The organism is Stenotrophomonas sp. GSD10 (genome assembly GCF_056172695.1).
Window position 1 is genome coordinate 2,356,522 of the sequence record NZ_JAOCMC010000002.1, and the last position, 15,659, is coordinate 2,372,180.

The 15,659-nt window shown below is 66.8% G+C and carries 12 protein-coding genes and 2 pseudogenes; 9 read left to right on the forward strand and 5 right to left on the reverse strand.

What is annotated here, in order from left to right; translation table 11 throughout:
• Positions 1-33 precede the first annotated feature (33 nt).
• The 9 genes and pseudogenes from N4G47_RS11095 (at position 34) to N4G47_RS11135 (ending at position 7,946) form a co-directional block, all read left to right on the forward strand.
• On the forward strand, positions 34-807 hold the full coding sequence (locus tag N4G47_RS11095; protein WP_475287130.1) for a YggS family pyridoxal phosphate-dependent enzyme: 774 nt from the start codon (positions 34-36) through the stop codon (positions 805-807).
• Positions 804-1,504, forward strand: a pseudogene (locus tag N4G47_RS11100) (glutamine amidotransferase). The gene N4G47_RS11095 and the pseudogene N4G47_RS11100 overlap by 4 nt, the downstream one beginning before the upstream one ends.
• Positions 1,501-1,725 (forward strand): hypothetical protein, encoded by a 225-nt coding sequence (locus N4G47_RS11105; protein WP_107233186.1) that lies wholly within the window; start codon positions 1,501-1,503, stop codon positions 1,723-1,725. The pseudogene N4G47_RS11100 and the gene N4G47_RS11105 overlap by 4 nt, the downstream one beginning before the upstream one ends.
• Before the next feature lie 90 nt (positions 1,726-1,815).
• Positions 1,816-2,355, forward strand: coding sequence for a hypothetical protein (locus N4G47_RS11110; protein WP_475287132.1), 540 nt, complete (start codon positions 1,816-1,818; stop codon positions 2,353-2,355).
• Between the two features lie 117 nt (positions 2,356-2,472).
• The gene (locus N4G47_RS11115) at positions 2,473-2,982 is read left to right on the forward strand and encodes an RNA polymerase sigma factor (RefSeq protein ID WP_107233184.1); all 510 of its coding nucleotides are present in this window, start codon (positions 2,473-2,475) and stop codon (positions 2,980-2,982) included.
• Positions 2,979-3,905: a FecR family protein gene (locus N4G47_RS11120; protein WP_475287134.1), complete on the forward strand. Its 927-nt coding sequence runs from the start codon at positions 2,979-2,981 to the stop codon at positions 3,903-3,905. Before N4G47_RS11115 ends, N4G47_RS11120 begins: the two co-directional genes overlap by 4 nt.
• Before the next feature lie 64 nt (positions 3,906-3,969).
• Positions 3,970-6,441, forward strand: coding sequence for a TonB-dependent receptor domain-containing protein (locus tag N4G47_RS11125; RefSeq protein WP_475287136.1), 2,472 nt, complete (start codon positions 3,970-3,972; stop codon positions 6,439-6,441).
• Positions 6,428-7,240 carry a ChaN family lipoprotein gene (locus N4G47_RS11130; RefSeq protein ID WP_475287138.1) on the forward strand — a complete coding sequence of 271 codons (813 nt, stop codon included), beginning with the start codon at positions 6,428-6,430 and terminating at the stop codon, positions 7,238-7,240. The genes N4G47_RS11125 and N4G47_RS11130 overlap by 14 nt, the downstream gene beginning before the upstream one ends.
• Positions 7,233-7,946, forward strand: coding sequence for an energy transducer TonB family protein (locus tag N4G47_RS11135; RefSeq protein WP_475287141.1), 714 nt, complete (start codon positions 7,233-7,235; stop codon positions 7,944-7,946). The genes N4G47_RS11130 and N4G47_RS11135 overlap by 8 nt, the downstream gene beginning before the upstream one ends.
• Positions 7,947-8,202: 256 nt before the next feature.
• On the opposite strand, the pseudogene N4G47_RS11140 reads toward N4G47_RS11135, so the two are convergent.
• The 5 genes and pseudogenes from N4G47_RS11140 to dsbG form a co-directional block, all read right to left on the reverse strand.
• A pseudogene (locus N4G47_RS11140) lies at positions 8,203-9,104 on the reverse strand (cation diffusion facilitator family transporter).
• A 28-nt stretch (positions 9,105-9,132) separates the two neighbouring features.
• The gene (locus N4G47_RS11145) at positions 9,133-11,421 is read right to left on the reverse strand and encodes an Orn/Lys/Arg family decarboxylase (RefSeq protein WP_475287143.1); all 2,289 of its coding nucleotides are present in this window, start codon (positions 11,419-11,421) and stop codon (positions 9,133-9,135) included.
• A gap of 20 nt (positions 11,422-11,441) precedes the next feature.
• Positions 11,442-12,794 carry an arginine/agmatine antiporter gene (adiC, locus tag N4G47_RS11150; RefSeq protein ID WP_475287145.1) on the reverse strand — a complete coding sequence of 451 codons (1,353 nt, stop codon included), beginning with the start codon at positions 12,792-12,794 and terminating at the stop codon, positions 11,442-11,444.
• 76 nt (positions 12,795-12,870) lie between these two features.
• Complete coding sequence (locus N4G47_RS11155; protein ID WP_475287147.1) at positions 12,871-14,301, reverse strand: DcaP family trimeric outer membrane transporter; 1,431 nt, start codon at positions 14,299-14,301, stop codon at positions 12,871-12,873.
• Between the two features lie 513 nt (positions 14,302-14,814).
• Positions 14,815-15,648: a thiol:disulfide interchange protein DsbG gene (dsbG, locus tag N4G47_RS11160; protein WP_475287149.1), complete on the reverse strand. Its 834-nt coding sequence runs from the start codon at positions 15,646-15,648 to the stop codon at positions 14,815-14,817.
• Between the last annotated feature and the right edge of the window lie 11 nt (positions 15,649-15,659).

The following is a 15,659-nucleotide window of genomic DNA, read 5'->3' on the forward strand; positions in this document are numbered from 1 at the left end:
CCACCCTGGCCACCCTGCATTGGAGGTGCCCGCATGCCCCTTGCCGCCGCCGACTGGCCCGTCGCCCAGTCCGTTGAACAGATCGCCGCCAACCTGGCCACGGTGCGCCAACGCATCGCCGACGCCTGTGCCCGGGTCGGCCGGGACCCGGCCAGCGTCCGCCTGCTGCCGGTCAGCAAGACCGTCGATGACGCCCGTATCCGCATGGCCGTGGCCGCCGGTTGCCACGAACTGGGCGAGAACAAGGTGCAGGAGGCACAGCGCAAGGCCGAGACACTGGCCGACCTGGGCGTGAAATGGTCGGTGATCGGCCATCTGCAGACCAACAAGGCACGCTACGTGGCGCGCTTTGCCAGCGAGTTCCAGGCGCTGGACAGCCTGCGCGTAGCCGAAGCGCTGCAGCAGCGCCTGCAGCTGGAAGACCGCACGCTGGATGTGTTCGTGCAGGTCAACACCTCCGCCGAACCCAGCAAATACGGTCTGGAACCCGATGCCGTCGGGGCCTTCGTGCAGCACTTGCCAGTCTTTGACAGGCTACGCGTGCGTGGCCTGATGACCCTGGCCATCTTCACTCCCGAAGTCGAACGTGTACGCGCGTGCTTCGTGCGCCTGCGTGAACTACGCGACCAGCTGCAACGCAGCGCCCCACCTGGCCTCGACCTGTCGCAGCTGTCGATGGGCATGTCCGGTGACTTCGAAGTGGCCATCGAGGAAGGCGCGACCGTGGTCCGTGTCGGCCAGGCCATCTTCGGCGCCCGCGCTACCCCGGACAGCTTCTACTGGCCGAACAACGGAGCCGAGGCATGAAGCACGCGGTTGTCCTGCAACACGTTGCCTTCGAGGACCTCGGCACCCTGCAACCGCTGCTGTTGGCACAGGGCTGGCAGCTGCAGGTGCTGCAGGCTGGTGTAGATGCACTCGATCCGGCCGAAGCGGCTGACCTGCTGGTGGTGCTGGGGGGCCAATCAGCGTCAATGATGTTGGTCTTTACCCGTTCCTCGACAACAGCATCGCGCTGCTGCAACGACGGCTGCTACAGCAGCGGCCCACCCTGGGCATCTGCCTGGGTGCGCAGCTGATGGCACGCGCTCTGGGCGCACAGGTTGCACCCAGCGGCGGCAAGGAAATCGGCTTTTCGCCGCTGCTGCTGACCGATGAGGGTCAGCGTTCACCACTGCTGGCGCTACAGGGCATTCCGGTACTGCATTGGCATGGCGAGGCATTCGAGCTTCCGGCAGGTGCGCACCGGTTGGCCAGCACACCGGCCTGCCGCCACCAGGCCTTTGCCATCGGTCACCACGCCCTGGCCCTGCAGTGCCATCCTGAACTGGATGCGCGCCAGTTCGAGCGCTGGTTGATCGGGCATACCCTGGAGCTGGCCCAGGCCGGCATCGACCCAAACGACCTGCGCGCGCAGGCACGCCGCTATGGCGCACCGCTGGCGGCAGCGGCCACCGCGATGTTCAGCCAGTGGTTGCAGGAACTGCCGGAGACAGCCCGATGAACTACCGATTGCAGATCCACCGCAATGGCGCCTACTGGGGCCACTTCGACTGCAGCGGCCCCGATGCCCGGCAGCACATGGACAGCATCGCCGCACAGCTGCCCGCCGATCAGGGCTACCAGCTGCAACGGCAGAAAGGCATCGGCGAAGAGCGCATCCTGTCCAGCAACGCCGACGGCCTGCGCGTGCTGGCGGTGCAGATCCAGTACCGCAATCTCTAACCCGACGGCGGTAGTGCCGGCCGCTGGCCGGCAACGCTGCGCCCACCACCATGGGCTGACGCATCCCCTCCTGCAGGCGATACTCACGCAATGTTCGACGTACCTGTCCACCTGCAGGGCATCGCCTGCGATCTTCAGCAATGGCTCGACCGCCTCCAGGCACTGCCCAGCAACATCGACTACCGGCTGCTGATCGATGGAGAAGCGCTGCGCTTCCCCTATCGCATCTACGCCGACGGCGTGCGCCTGGAACGCCTGGCGTCTTCCCTGCAGGGCGATCATCGCCTGCTGTGCCTGTGCCTGGCCACCCGGCATCCCGATGGTTTCCTGCGACAACGCGCCGTCGAGGCAATGGGGCAGGCGTCAGCACCGTGGGTGCTGGCGTTCCATCTGGCGCTGCTCAACGAGTATGTCGAAGAGATCGCTCTGGCAATCGACCATCATGCCCGGCAGATCGGCCTGACCGCTTACGCACCCCTGGTCCGCGAGAACGCCGCTTTCTTCGAGCGGTGCATCCAGCGCGCCGCAAGCTATTGGGACGCGTACCATCGGCAAAGGCATCCAACGCTGCACACATTCCCTGCTCACCGCCTGCTGTTGGAGATGCGCCGCGCCAGCCGCGCGAATTGATCGGCCATCCAGCGCATCGGCGCACCTCATGGATGCAAATGATTCTCTTTTGCTGTAAGGTGCAGCCGCTGCCCTTGCCGCCGCGGGCTGTTTCCCCTCCCAGTTGTTGCCCGCCCCGTGTCCACGCCTGTCGAACAGACGGATGTCGCGCAGCTGTGCGCGGCCCATTACCGGCCGCTGCATGCCCATGTCCGCCACAAACTCCCGCAACGCTGCGACGCCGATGACGTCGTCCAGGAAACCTGGCTGCGCTTCCTGAAGGTCGCTGCCAGCGGTCTGCTGGGCAATGGCCGCGCCTATCTGTATCGCGTTGCCCACAATCTGATTGCCGACCATTACCGCCAGCGCCAGCGTCGCCGCGAAGCACCGCTGGAGGATGCGCATGTACTGGCCCTGGTCGATCCGGCACCGCAGCCGGAACAGCGTCTGCTCGACACCGAACAGTTGCGCCATCTCGATGCGATCATCGCCGCGCTGCCACCACGCTCGCGCCAGGTGTTCCTGCTGGCCCGTGTGGAACAGCTGGGGCTGGCTGAAATCGGCCGCCAACTCGGCATCAGCCGGCAGACCGCACACGGTCATCTGCTGCGCGCGCTGGTCACCCTGCAGCGGGTGCCCGGTGCATGAACCAGGAGACGATCGCACGCGAAGCCGCGCGCTGGTGGCTGGATGGCCATGACGGGGGCCGCGACGAACCCGCGTTCGAGCAGTGGCTACAGGCGGATCCACGCCACGCCGCGCAGTACCTGCACCTGCAGCAGCTGTGGCAGGCCGGCGCTGCCCTGCCCAGCCTGCAACGCCAGCAGCAGCGCCGTCAGCGCCGCCGTCTGCGCGAGGCCGGCATCGCGGTCCTGCTGCTGTGCACACTCGGGCTGTACAGCCGCCATGCCTCGCCACCGCCTGCACAGGTGCTGCGTACCGTCGCCGGTGAGATCCGTGACGAACGGCTGCCGGACGGCACGCGGGTACGGTTGTCGCCAGGCAGCGAAGTACATGTCCGCATCGATGCGCAACGCCGGCAGCTGCAACTGCAGCGCGGCCAGGCCGGCTTCGAGGTAGCTGCCGATGCGGCCCGCCCGTTCCAGGTTCACACGCCGCAAGGCACGGTGACCGCACTGGGGACCGCGTTCGACCTGGCCGTGCTGGACAGCAGCAGCCGGGTCACGGTCACCGAGCATCGCGTCCGCGTGGACAGCGGCAACGGCCATGCCGTGGTTGCCGAGGGTGAACAACTGCGCTTCGACAGCGTCGCCCCGGGCATGACCGTGCCCGCCGATCCGGGTGCAATGGCCTGGCGCGAGCGGCGCCTGCACTGGGTCTCCACACCGCTGGGCGAGGTCGTCCAGGACCTTGATCGCTGGCATGGTGGCCACACCTGGATCGTCGGCGCGCGCCTGCGCCAGCAGCCGGTCACGCTGCTTGGCAGCACCGCAGGCGCGGCCCACAGCCGCGACCAGCTGGCGGCGCAGCTGCATGTGCGCGTGCTGCGCCTTGGCGGCAACCTGCAGGTCTGGCTGCCCCCGCGCACGGGGCGACGCGATGCACCCTGACATCGGCCCTGCTCACGCGTCTACCCGGGATGACGACGCTCTGCGTCAGCCCCTGGAGCCCCCGATGCTGTACCACCGCCCCCTTGTCCTCGCCCTCTCGCTGGCCTGCGCCAGCGCGTTCCCGTTGCTGCCCGCCCACGCGCAGGCTCAGACACCATCGCGTCATTACGATGTCCCCGCCCAGCCGCTGGCCAGTGCGCTGGATGCCTACAGCCGGTTGAGCGGCGTCGACCTGGTGATCGGCGCGGCGCTGCCTGCCGGCCACACCGCACCCGCACTGCGAGGCGACTTCGACGATGCCCAGGCCTTGTCGCGCCTGCTGCTCGGCAGTGGCCTGCGACCGCGCTTCATCGATGCACGCCGCGCCACGCTGGAGCCGGCACCGGCCGAATCCGGCGACGGCAGCCGCCGCACCGGCCCGCTGCGTGTGCAGGGCAACGATGCGCTCGGCCATGCTCCCGGCGCCGGTGCCAGCCAGTACGTCCCTGCCACCAACGATGGTTTCGCGCCGACCGTCGGCAGCGAACGCGTGGCCATGGCCGAACGCCAGGAGGGCAACAGCCTGCTGCGCTCGATGCCCGGCACGCACAGCTTCCATTCGCGCAGCCAGCCCGGGCTGCAGGTCAACATCCGGGGCATGACCGGCGCGGGTCGGGTCAACACCATGATCGATGGGGTCACCCAGACCTTCCGCAACAACGCCGGGCATGGCTCCGGTGGCCCGTTCGCCTATGTCGATCCGTTCCTGCTCGCCGGTGTGGACGTGCAGCGTGGCGCGGTTGCCGGCGGTGATGGCGCCGGTACGCTGGCCGGCAGTGCCAACTTCCGCACGCTGGACATCGACGATCTGCTCGGCGAGGGCCGTGACTGGGGCCTGCGCGCCGGCTACCACCAGGGCAACAATGGCTACGGCAATGGTCGCACCTTCGCCGGTGCCTGGCGTCACAGCGAAGAAGGTGGCGACCGCCAGTTCGGCCTGCTGGCTGCCGCAAGCAGCAGCCGCAGCAGCGAATACGCCACCGCCCATGGGCAGAAGAACAACGCCGATCCGGGCAGCCAGCAGCCCAGCAGCTGGTTGCTGAAAGCGCGCCTGCAGCCCAGTGACCAGCATCGGCTGGACCTGAGCCACATGCGCTACGAAAACGACTTCTACCACAACTACCCGTGGCAGATTTCCGCGCGCAACCAGCGCGCCAGCTACCACTACACACCCTACACGCCGTGGGTCGACCTGCGTGCGACCTTCGCCAGCAACAAGACCCGGCTGTTCTATCCGCCGGTGGAGGATTCAAACTACATCGGCCGCCGCACCCACAGCAGCCTCAGCAGCTGGACACTCGACAACACCAGCCGCTTCGATGTCGGCGCCCTGCAGGCGCGCTGGAATACCGGCATCAAGCACCAGTCGGACATCTACGTGGCCGACACCCCGATCCTGCGCGGCGCCAACCCGCAGGGCCGCAGCCAGCTGGACAGCGTGTTCAGCACCCTGGAACTGCAGTACGACATCTACGCGCTCACCGCTGGCCTGCGCCAGGATCGCTATCGCATCGGCGGCCACATTCCGGCGTGTTCCGATGTTCCGGGCCAATGCACGCAGATCAATGGCGGCGACATCGACGTGCGCCGCAGCGAGCGCGCACTCAGCCCCAGTCTGGCGCTCTCACTGCAGGCCACCGACTGGCTGCAGTTGTTCGCTGAAGTCTCGCGCACCTCGCGGCCGCCGCGTGTGCAGGAAATGTTCTTCGAGAAGATTCCGCTGGAGGACGCCAGCGTCGCCGACGGTATCGGTGCCAATCCGTTCCTGCGCCGCGAGCGCTCACGCAACCTGCAGTTCGGTGCCAATTTCAGCACTGAATCGCTGCTGGTTGACGGTGACCTGGCGCAGCTGCGCATCACCCGCTTCGACAACCGCATCCGCGACTACATCAAGCCGCAGTACCTGTTGATCGTGCATCCGCCGGAAGTGGAGCCGTTGGTGGTGCCGATCGACAGCGATCCGCAGCTCAATGCCTGGACCGATGTGCTGGATGCGGACGACTTCACTGCCACGACCCGCTGGATGAACCATCCCGGTGTGGTGCGCATGCACGGCGTCGAGCTGGAGGCGCACTACGCCAGCGAGCACTACCACGCCACGCTCGGCTGGACCCGCTCGCGCACCAGCGCGCCAGCCATCGAATTCGTCAATCTGGAAGACATCACTGCCCTGCCCGATCGCTACTGGACCCTGGACGTGGGCGGTCGCTGGTGGCAGCAGCGCGTGCAGGCCGGCCTGCGCGCCGAGTACTCCGGCCCGACCGAAGAAGGCTACGACTTCTTCCAGACCCGCAAGACCGGCGGCACCGGTGTGCTGCTGGACTTCTACGCCAGCTTCAAGCCGCAGGCCAACACTACGCTGTGGCTGAACATCGAAAACCTGCAGAACAAGTCCTATGACAACAATGCCTCGATCGACAGCATCTTCAGCCCGATCCTTGACCGCGGCAACGGCCGTGGCCGCACCGTCTCGATGGGCATCAATGTGGCGTTCTAGCCGTCGCTGGCTGCCGCTGTGCCTGCTCGCGCTGACCGCCCTGGCCAGCGCGCAGCCGATGCCTGGCACGGTGATCGACCTGGCCAGCGGCCAGCCCCTGGACGAAGCCACGTTCGTGCAGCGCGCCGCCGGCGCGCAGCGCCTGCTGCTGGGCGAGCGTCACGACATGGCGGGCGATCATGCCGCCCAGTGCTGGCTGCTGTTGGCGCTGCAGCGCGAGCGAGCACAGGGCGCGCTGGTGATGGAGATGATCGCCAGCGAGCGTCAGCCACGTCTGCAACGCGTACAGCGCTGGCTGGGCAAAGGCAACCAGGCCGACAGCACGCGACTGCAGGAACTGCTGGACTGGGATCCGCGCTGGCCCTGGAGCGCCTACGGCGCTGTGGTGGAGGCCGCGACCCATGCAGGAACTGCGCTGCATGGCGCCAACCTGTCGCGCGGAGAGGTCAACACGCTGCTCGCTTCGACCGACCCGGTGCGCTTCCCGGTCGCCGCTGCCCGCCAGCGGCTGTCGGCGGTGGTAATGGCCCAGCACGCGGACGCAGCACCGATGCTGGACGGCATGCTGGACGGCATGCTGGCCGTTCAGCACGCGCGGGACACACGCATGGCGCAGGTACTGGCCAGCGCACCGGCACCGGCGCTGCTGATTGCCGGCCGCTGGCATGTGCTGCGCGGTACCGGAGTGCCAGGCTACCTGCCGTCGGCCGTCCCCGCCCTGGTGATCGCCCTCGCCTCGCCCGGCGAAGTGATCGATGCCGCTGACGCCGATCTGTTGTGGGTGACCGGCGATGAGTGAGCGCGGTCAACACTGGCAGGCCATGGCGATCACCATCGGCCTGCACCTGCTGCCCTTGCTGCTGCTGGTGCACTGGGTAACGGCACCTCTGGCGCTGCCGCCACCGGAACAGGATGTACGCATCAGCCTGCGTCTGCTGGCACCGGCCACGCCACCGCAGCCGCTGGAGGAACGCCAGGCCGATACGCCCAGCCAGGCGCAGCAGGCGCGCGCCTCGCAACCTGCCAAATCACCGCCGCCACCCACGCCCACCGCCGCACGCGAGGGCGAACTGGCTGCCAGCGAAACCGGTGGCCGTGGTCGCCAGCCGCTGCCGGTCGCCCCGCCAGCGGCCGTGACCGATGCAAGTCCCGCACCGGCATCGATCACGGCCGCGCCGCCCGCTCCCGACGCGCCACCGGCGGACGTCCAGGCCGGCGCCGCCAGCGACCAGTGGGAAGCCCGCCTGATGGCGCGGCTGGAGCGTTATCGCTACTACCCCGCCGCCGCACGCTCGCGGCGCCAGCAGGGCACTGCCTGGGTCAGGGCCAGCATCGACCGCGAAGGTCGCCTGCTGGCACTGCGGCTGGAGCAGTCCAGTGGCCAGCCGTTGCTGGATGACGCAGCGTTGCAGACCTTCCGCCGCGCGCAGCCGCTGCCGCCCATTCCTGCCGAGATGAAGGCACCGCAGGAACTGGTGGTACCGGTGGAGTACTACCTGCGCTAGGTGGTGTGGAACTGCGAGGCAGTCTGCGACCTCAACCCGGGTTGAGGTCAAACGCATTCCGTGCAACAGACCGGTCCGCGATGCGCAACGATCGCGCAGTCCGTAGCGTCGAGCTTGCTCGACGGCTTCACGCGGTCGGCAGTTGTAGAGCCGAGCCCATGCTCGGCTGCCCCATGCGAACGGCAGCCGAGCACGGGCTCGGCTCTACAGGCAAGCATAAGGCAATCATGCGTGGAGCCGTCGAGCAAGCTCGACGCTACGTCCACGCCGGGTCGGCGGTGAAATCGATGGTCAGCCAGAACGTGCTGCCACGCGCATCCAGCCGCACGGCGATCTCATCACGCATCGCATCGACTCCGCCCACCGTTCCCAAGGGGTGGACGGATCGGTCAGCACGTGGATCTCGATGAAGCGCATCCGCCCCATCTTCGCCACATGGCTGGTGAAACCGGCATAACCACGCTCGGCCACGAATGCCTGCATCACCTGCTGCACGCGCCGGTCCAGATCGTCGGGTGCCACCTGCAGCACCTCACGCATCGCCTTCCACGCGCTGCGCGCCGGCACCGGCAGCACCGCCAGGCTGATCAGCGCCAGCACGATCGAATCCAGGTACGGCACCCAGTGGTGCCAGTCGCCACCGTGCAGGGCCCGCGCCAGCACGAACGCCAGCACCACCGCCAGGCTCATCAGGCCACCCAGCAGCCAGCCACGCACGTCCAGCCACAACAGCGCCGAGCGCAGTCGCCGGGCACGCTGCGCGACGAACGCGGCCATCGCCAGGTTGCTGGCACTCAGCAGTGCCGCCCACCACAGTGCGGGCCCGAATTTCACTTCGTGCCCTCCGGTGGTCAAACCGATCACCGCGTTGGCCAGCGCATACACGCAGGCCAGCGACAGGATCACCCCGCCCAGCGCCTCCACCATCGGCTCCAGGTGCCAGTATCCGTACTGGAAGCGCGGGCTCTGTTCCCGCGCCACCAGCCGCAGCACCGACAACGACACCAGGGTCAGCGCCACGTCGACCAGACTGTACACCCCATCGAACAGGATGGCCTGCGAACCCACCAGCAGGCCACCGCTGAAGCCGACCGCGCTGACCGCGATGGTGACTCCGATGGAGAACTTCAGGATGCGTTGCTCGCGCGCGGTCTCCATCGTCCGCCGAAGGACCGACCGTCGCCGGTCAGGCCTTCAGCACCTCCACCCGGTACGAGGTCACATCGCCGTCCTGCTCGATGATCAGCCCGTGCACGTCCGATTCGAAGCCCGGGAAGCGCGCATTCTGCTCGCGGGCGATGCGCAGCGACTGGATGATCGGTTCATCGCTGTCGCCGAAACGCTCACCCGGCATGATCGTCGGGATGCCCGGCGGGTACGGCACCAGCATGGTGGCTGCAACGCGTCCACTGAGCTGCTCGATGTCGACCCGTTCGATCTCGCCCTTGACCAGATGGTTGTAGGCCTCGGCCGGCGTCATCACCGGCGTCGGCAGGTCCACGTACATCTCGCGCATCACCTTGGCCACCGAGAACTCCTGGTTGAACGCGTGCAGCGCGTCACACAGGTCACGCAGGCCCCAGCCAGCGTAGGCGTTCGGATAGTCGGCCACCAGCGACGGCAGCGCCTGGCTCAGCGGCGCGTTGCGGTCGTACAGTTCCTTGAATGCCATCAGTTCGGTAACCAGCGTGCTCCACTTGCCCTTGGTGATGCCCATCGAGAACAGGAACAGCACCGAGTACAGGTTGGTCTTCTCCACGGTGATGCCGCGGCCCCACAGGAACTTGCTCAGCACCGCCGCCGGGATGCCCAGCGTGCCCATGCTGCCATCCATCGACAGGCCCGGGGTCAGCAGGGTCACCTTGATCGGGTCGATCAGCACATAGTCGTCAACCAGGTTCTCGAAGCCGTGCCAGTGTGCATCCGGCTGCAGATACCATTCCTCGCGCTTGGCCACCAGCGGTGCCGGCGTATCACCCTTGTCCAGGCTGCGCTCGACCTTTGTGGGCTGCCACACGCTGAACCACCAGTCATCGCGCCCCAGGTCATCGCGCACGTGCAGCATCGCGCGACGGAAGGCGATCGCCTCGTCATGCATTTCCTGCACCAGCGAACGGCCGGCGTCGCCTTCCATCATCTTCGAGGCCACGTCGCAGGCGGCGATCACCCCGTAATGCGGGCTGGTCGAGGTGTGCATCATGAACGACTCGTTGAAGCGCTCGGCATCCAGGTTGCGCTGCGCCGAGTTGCGCACATGGATCATCGACGCCTGCGAGAACGCCGCCAGCAGCTTGTGGGTGGAATGCGTGGTGAAGATGATCGCATCCTGCTCACGCGGCTTGCCCTTGGCCATGCCGTAATGGTTCTCGTAGAACGGATGGAAGGCGGCATAGGCGTACCAGGCTTCGTCGAAATGCAGGAAGTCGACCGCGCTGCCGATCTCGTCGGCGATCTTCTCGGCGTTGTAGCACAGGCCGTCGTAGGTCGAGTTGGTGACCACCGCAATGCGCGGCTTGGAGCCGGCCTGATAGGCCTTGCTGGCCAGCGGGTTGGCAGCGATGCGCTGCTGCAGCGACTCCGGCGTGAACTGGTCCAGGCTGATCGGGCCGATGATGCCGTGCGCGTTGCGGCTGGGGGTGAAGTACACCGGCACCGCACCGGTCATGATCAGCGCATGCAGCAGCGACTTGTGGCAGTTGCGGTCGACGAACACCACGTCGCCGCGCGCCACCGTGCCGTGCCAGACGATCTTGTTGGCGGTGGACGTGCCGTTGGTGACGAAGAAGGTATGGTCGGCGCCGAAGTTGCGCGCCGCCTCTTCCTCGGCGTCCTTGATCGGGCCGGTGTGATCCAGCAGCGAACCCAGCTCCGGTACCGAGATCGACAGGTCGCTGCGCAGGGTGTTCTCACCATAGAACTGGTGGAACGCGCGGCCCACCGGCGACTTGGTGAACGCCACGCCGCCGGCATGGCCCGGCGTGTGCCAGGAATAGTTCGACTCGGCCGCATGATGGATCAGCGCCTTGAAGAACGGCGGCAGCAGATTCTTCATGTAGTCTTCGGCCGCGCGCATCACCTGCCGCGAGATGAAGCTCTTGGTGTCTTCGAACAGGAAGATGAAGCCGTGGATGTACTTGAGCAGCTTGCTCGGCACCTTCTCGATGGTGCGGCGCTCGCCGTACAGGAACACCGGCAGGTTGGCGCGGCGCGCGCTCTGCTCGCGCAGGAAGGCGGTCAGGCGCTGGAACTCGCCATCCACCTCCTCGCTGCCGTCGATCGAGATCAGTACTGCCGAGGCCGCCACATAGGTGCGGGCACCGGCGCGGGCGTCATCCAGGTTCAGGCCGCACAGCACGCGCTGGTCGTTGCTGCGCAGCTCTTCCACCAGGGCGCGGATCAGGATGCCACCGATGCGCGGCGACTCGTAGTCGTTGTCGATGACAATGACCGGATAGTCCAGGGACTTGAAGTACACGTTGATTCTCCTTGTCGAACTCAGGAACGCTGGGCGCCGGCGCTGATGGCCGAGGCCTCGCGGGCGCGCTGCCGCTGCTGGCGGCGCTCCTCGCTGAAGAAGGGATAGAACACGGTGATGAACAGCACGAACAGGAAGGCGTACTGCACGATGGTTCCCGACGAGCCGTAGATCGCCCACAGGCAGTACACGACGGTCAGGCTGGTCAGCGTCCAGAACGCGCCGGTATGGATGATGGTGTGCGAGCGTTCGACCACGAAGTAGCAGGCCACGCACGAGTAGATGTACGGCAGCAGGGTCAGCACCACCGCTGCCGAGGTGATCACGTCGAACTGTGCCGACGCGGTTTCCGAGGTGGAGGTGACCAGCACGGCGAGGGTCATCAGCACCGCCACGATCAGCACGCCCTTGACCGGCACGTCGTCCTTGTTGGTCTTGCTGAAGATGCTAGGGAACAGGCCGTCGTCGGAGGCGGCCTTGGCGCTCTGTGCAGTCAGCAGGATCCAGCCACCCAGCGAGCCAGCCGCACCGATGAAAGCACACAGGCTGACCAGCGCCCCGCCCCAGCCACCCACCGCCTTGGCCGCGGCCAGCGCGAAGGGCGCATCGGAGGTCTGCAGCTCGCCGTTGGGTACCATGCCCATGATCACCGACGAGCTGGCGATGTAGGCTACCGCCGCCAGGAACACACCGGCCAGCGTGGCGCGGGCCACGTTCTTTTCCGGGTTCTCGACCACACCGGCGGTTACCGAGGCTGATTCAACGCCGATGAACGCCCACAGGGTCAGCGCCGCCGCGCTGGAAATCGCCCCGAAGTTGGATTCACCAGACACGTTGTAGGCGCCCTTGAAGATGTCGGCGTCGAAGAAGAACCAGCCGAAGATGGCGATGCCCAGGATCGGCACCAGCGCGAAACTGGTGGTGACCGTCTGCACGCGGCTGACGAAGGCCGGGCCGATCATGTTGGCAAAGCTCAACGCCCACACCAGCACCAGCACCGCGATGCAGCGCACCAGCGGCTCGGACAGGATCGGGAAGAAATAACTGAAGTAGCCCACCGCTGCGATCGGAATGGCAACGTTGCCGATCCAGTTGGCGAACCAGTAGATGGTATTGGTCTGGAAGCCCATGTACGGCCCGAACCAGTCACGCGCATAGGCATAGGGGCCGCCTGCCTTGGGTGCCAGCTTGCCGAGTTTGGCAAACACGAAGGCCAGCAGCAGTGCACCGGCGGTGGTGATCAGCCAGCCCCAGATCGAGGCGGTACCGATCTTGGCCAGGCTGGACGGCAACAGGAACACACCGGAACCCATCATGTTGCCGGCGACGAGGAAGGTGGCTCCGACCACCCCGATTTTCTTTGCTTCTGCCATGACAATCTCCTGTACTGGCATGAGCCCGGCTTGACCGGGCGTGGGGACGGTTACGCTGGCGTACGACTGCTCGCGCTTACTTGATGAAGTTGTATTGCAGGCTGCCCTGCACCCGGACGGTGTCGCCGCGCGCGCCGCCCTGCTGTTCCAGCCGCCCGTACAGCAGTTCCATGCCCATGGTCCACGAGGGGGCCGGGCTCCAGATCAGGTTGAACACCCCGTAGCGGCTCTGCCGGAAGGCGTCGGCGGCCAGCGCCGCGTTACGTTCCAGGGTCAGCTGGCCGACGATCAGGTTCGAGCGCCACAGTGGCGACCAGTAGTGGGTGTAGCCGACAAAGCCCCCGTGCAGGTCCAGGGCATCCAGACGGCCCTCGGCATCCACCACAGCATCCAGGCCCGACCCGGTCAGGTCGGCGGTGTAACGGCTGAGGCCGCGGCCACCCAGCGCACCGAACAGCAGCAGATCACGTTCGCCCACCGAGGCCGAGCCGCTCAGCTGCAGGCCTCCGGCCATGCGCCGGTCACGCTCGCCTGCACCGTCGTAGGCCAGGCTGCGTGCCACCGCGCCCAGTTGCAGGTGGCCCCAGTCGCGCTCCATGCGCGCGGTTACCGTGACATCGGGCAAGCGGTTCACCGCGGTGCGTTCATCACTGGCACCGGCCAGCTCGGTCTCCGGGTCTTCGGCAGCGATAGTCAGGGTGTTGCCCTTGCCCATCGCGAAGCTGTGATGGATGCCGGCCACCAACAGGTAGCCAGCGCCACCGGGGCCGGCGAAATCGAGGGTATCGGGCAGGCTGTCGGCATCCATGAAGCTGGAATAGCCATAGCCGGCATAGGTATTGCCGAGCTGGCCATAGGCATGGCGCAGGCGGAACTGGTAGCCGTCACTGCTGCCGAAGAAGTCGTTCTCCAGGTAGAAGCGCAGGTTGCCATGCGTGGTCGGGCGCCGCGCCTCGAAACTGAAGCGGGTCTGCTTGGCGTGGATATTGAAGTTGGAGACATCGCGGTGGCTGCCACCCACCGGCATCGAAGAAGGAATGAACTGGTCTTCGTCACCGGCCGCGCGCGAGTCGGCAATCGCATCGAGCTTGGCGTAGCCGCCGATGCGGATCACGGTATCGGTGCCCGGAATCGCGAAGAACCCCTTCAGGTCTGGATCGGTCGGACCGGCGGCGCTGTCTGGCCGCGATGCCGCGGTGGACGGGTCGGCCACCGAGTCGCGTTGCGGCAGCACCGGCTGCGCCACGCCCGGCACCTGGGTGCGATGGATGGCATCGGAGGGGGCGGAAGCGGCCACGGGCGTCGCCGCCGATGGCGCGGCCTGCGCCGGTGCAGCATCGCGCTGTTCAAGCCGGTCCAGCCGTTGCTGCATGCCTTCCAGCGCCTGCCGCATGGCGGCGATCTCACGACGCAACGCCTGTGCATCTTCTGGCTCCCCCTGCTGTGCATACGCTGGCGTGATCGCCAGCGCCGTCAGGCAGGCCAGACTCAGTACCGCCAAGCGCATTGCTTCCTCCCCGGGCGAACACTTGCATCGCGCTGCCCGGCCGCACACAGGTGCCGCCCCGGCCACACGTTGCCGTTGCTGGAAATGCGGGTACTGCGTTGACGACACCGGCGAGCCTGCCCTTCGCAGGCAACAGGACGATGACACTGCCCCATCTCCACCCATGCCATCACCATCAGGGCCGCGCTGCCAGAGAGGTGGCGACCGCAGCGGTCTGGGTAACAAGCGGAGGGTGAGAGTGTCGTGAATGGCTGTACCGTTGCGCCCGGATCAGGGCGGCTGCGGCGCGGCATGCAGGGCGCGTTGACGCTGTATTCCATGCGTCAAAGGCTAGTACAGCTGTCGTTTTTGGCCTTGATTGGAATCAAGGCGTAATGCTTGATCTCAGTCACGATTCAGACGTGACCCGCAACAGATCGTGCGCAAGCGGTTGTGTCCGCCAGCCGCACCAAACGCAACGGGCCCGCATGTCGCCATGCGGGCCCGCACTTCAGAGGAAAGCGATGGCGCTGCTCAGCGCGGTCCCAGCACCGTCTGCAGATCGCTCCCCTGTGGCAGACCGGAGCGGCGCTGCACCTGACCCTGGGCATCCTGGAACAGGATGCCAGGCGTTCCCTGGAAGCCCATCTCGATCATCAGCACCTGGTTGGCATCGAGCTTGCCGGCGATCTCACGACTGATGCTCGGCAGCGCCTTGATGCCCCCTCGGTCGAACTGGCGTTCGTTCTCCAGCAACGCCGCGCTCGGGTCGCGTGCGGCGAGGATGGCAGCCGCCTTGGCAGGGCTGTCTTCGCGGATCACCCCCACCATGATGTGGCGCAGCTGCACCTTGCCGGCATCGACCCACGGTCGCGCCGCTTCCCAGAACTTGTGGCAGTACGGGCAGTTGGCATCACTGAAGGTATAGACCACACGCGGGGCGTCGGCCTTGCCGTCACGCACCCAGGCACTGGCGTCCAGCTTGGTCCAGATCTTGGCCGACATCGGCGCAGCGACCAGTTTCTCCACCGCCTCGGCCGCCACGTCATTGCCCTCGGCATCGAACAGGCTGCCGACCAGCACATTCTTGCCGTCGGCGGTGACATAGGCCGCAGCGGGCTGCTGCCCGCCCACCACGCCGGCGAAGCCGCGCAGCCCGCCCGGTGCATCGAATTCGGCAACGACTTCGAAACCGTGCTTCTCGATGCCCTTCAGCACCGCAGGGCGGTCGCCCTTGGCGGTGGTGGCCGGCGCACCCGCCCCCGCCGTCTTGCCTGGCGGGGTCTGGGCCTGGCTGCAGGCGGCCAACGCCAGCAGAACCGGCAGCAACAGCACCGCCGGTGCGGTACGCAGGGAAGTGGACAACATGGGAACTCCGT

Bases quoted from the DNA above. Each gene is read 5' to 3' on its own strand.
- adiC (WP_475287145.1), bottom strand. From the start codon at position 12,794: ATGGCAGAAGCAAAGAAAATCGGGGTGGTCGGAGCCACCTTCCTCGTC.
- N4G47_RS11155 (WP_475287147.1), bottom strand. From the start codon at position 14,301: ATGCGCTTGGCGGTACTGAGTCTGGCCTGCCTGACGGCGCTGGCGATC.
- N4G47_RS11120 (WP_475287134.1), top strand. From the start codon at position 2,979: ATGAACCAGGAGACGATCGCACGCGAAGCCGCGCGCTGGTGGCTGGAT.
- N4G47_RS11095 (WP_475287130.1), top strand. From the start codon at position 34: ATGCCCCTTGCCGCCGCCGACTGGCCCGTCGCCCAGTCCGTTGAACAG.
- N4G47_RS11105 (WP_107233186.1), top strand. From the start codon at position 1,501: ATGAACTACCGATTGCAGATCCACCGCAATGGCGCCTACTGGGGCCAC.
- N4G47_RS11110 (WP_475287132.1), top strand. From the start codon at position 1,816: ATGTTCGACGTACCTGTCCACCTGCAGGGCATCGCCTGCGATCTTCAG.
- N4G47_RS11130 (WP_475287138.1), top strand. From the start codon at position 6,428: ATGTGGCGTTCTAGCCGTCGCTGGCTGCCGCTGTGCCTGCTCGCGCTG.
- N4G47_RS11125 (WP_475287136.1), top strand. From the start codon at position 3,970: ATGCTGTACCACCGCCCCCTTGTCCTCGCCCTCTCGCTGGCCTGCGCC.
- dsbG (WP_475287149.1), bottom strand. From the start codon at position 15,648: ATGTTGTCCACTTCCCTGCGTACCGCACCGGCGGTGCTGTTGCTGCCG.
- N4G47_RS11135 (WP_475287141.1), top strand. From the start codon at position 7,233: ATGAGTGAGCGCGGTCAACACTGGCAGGCCATGGCGATCACCATCGGC.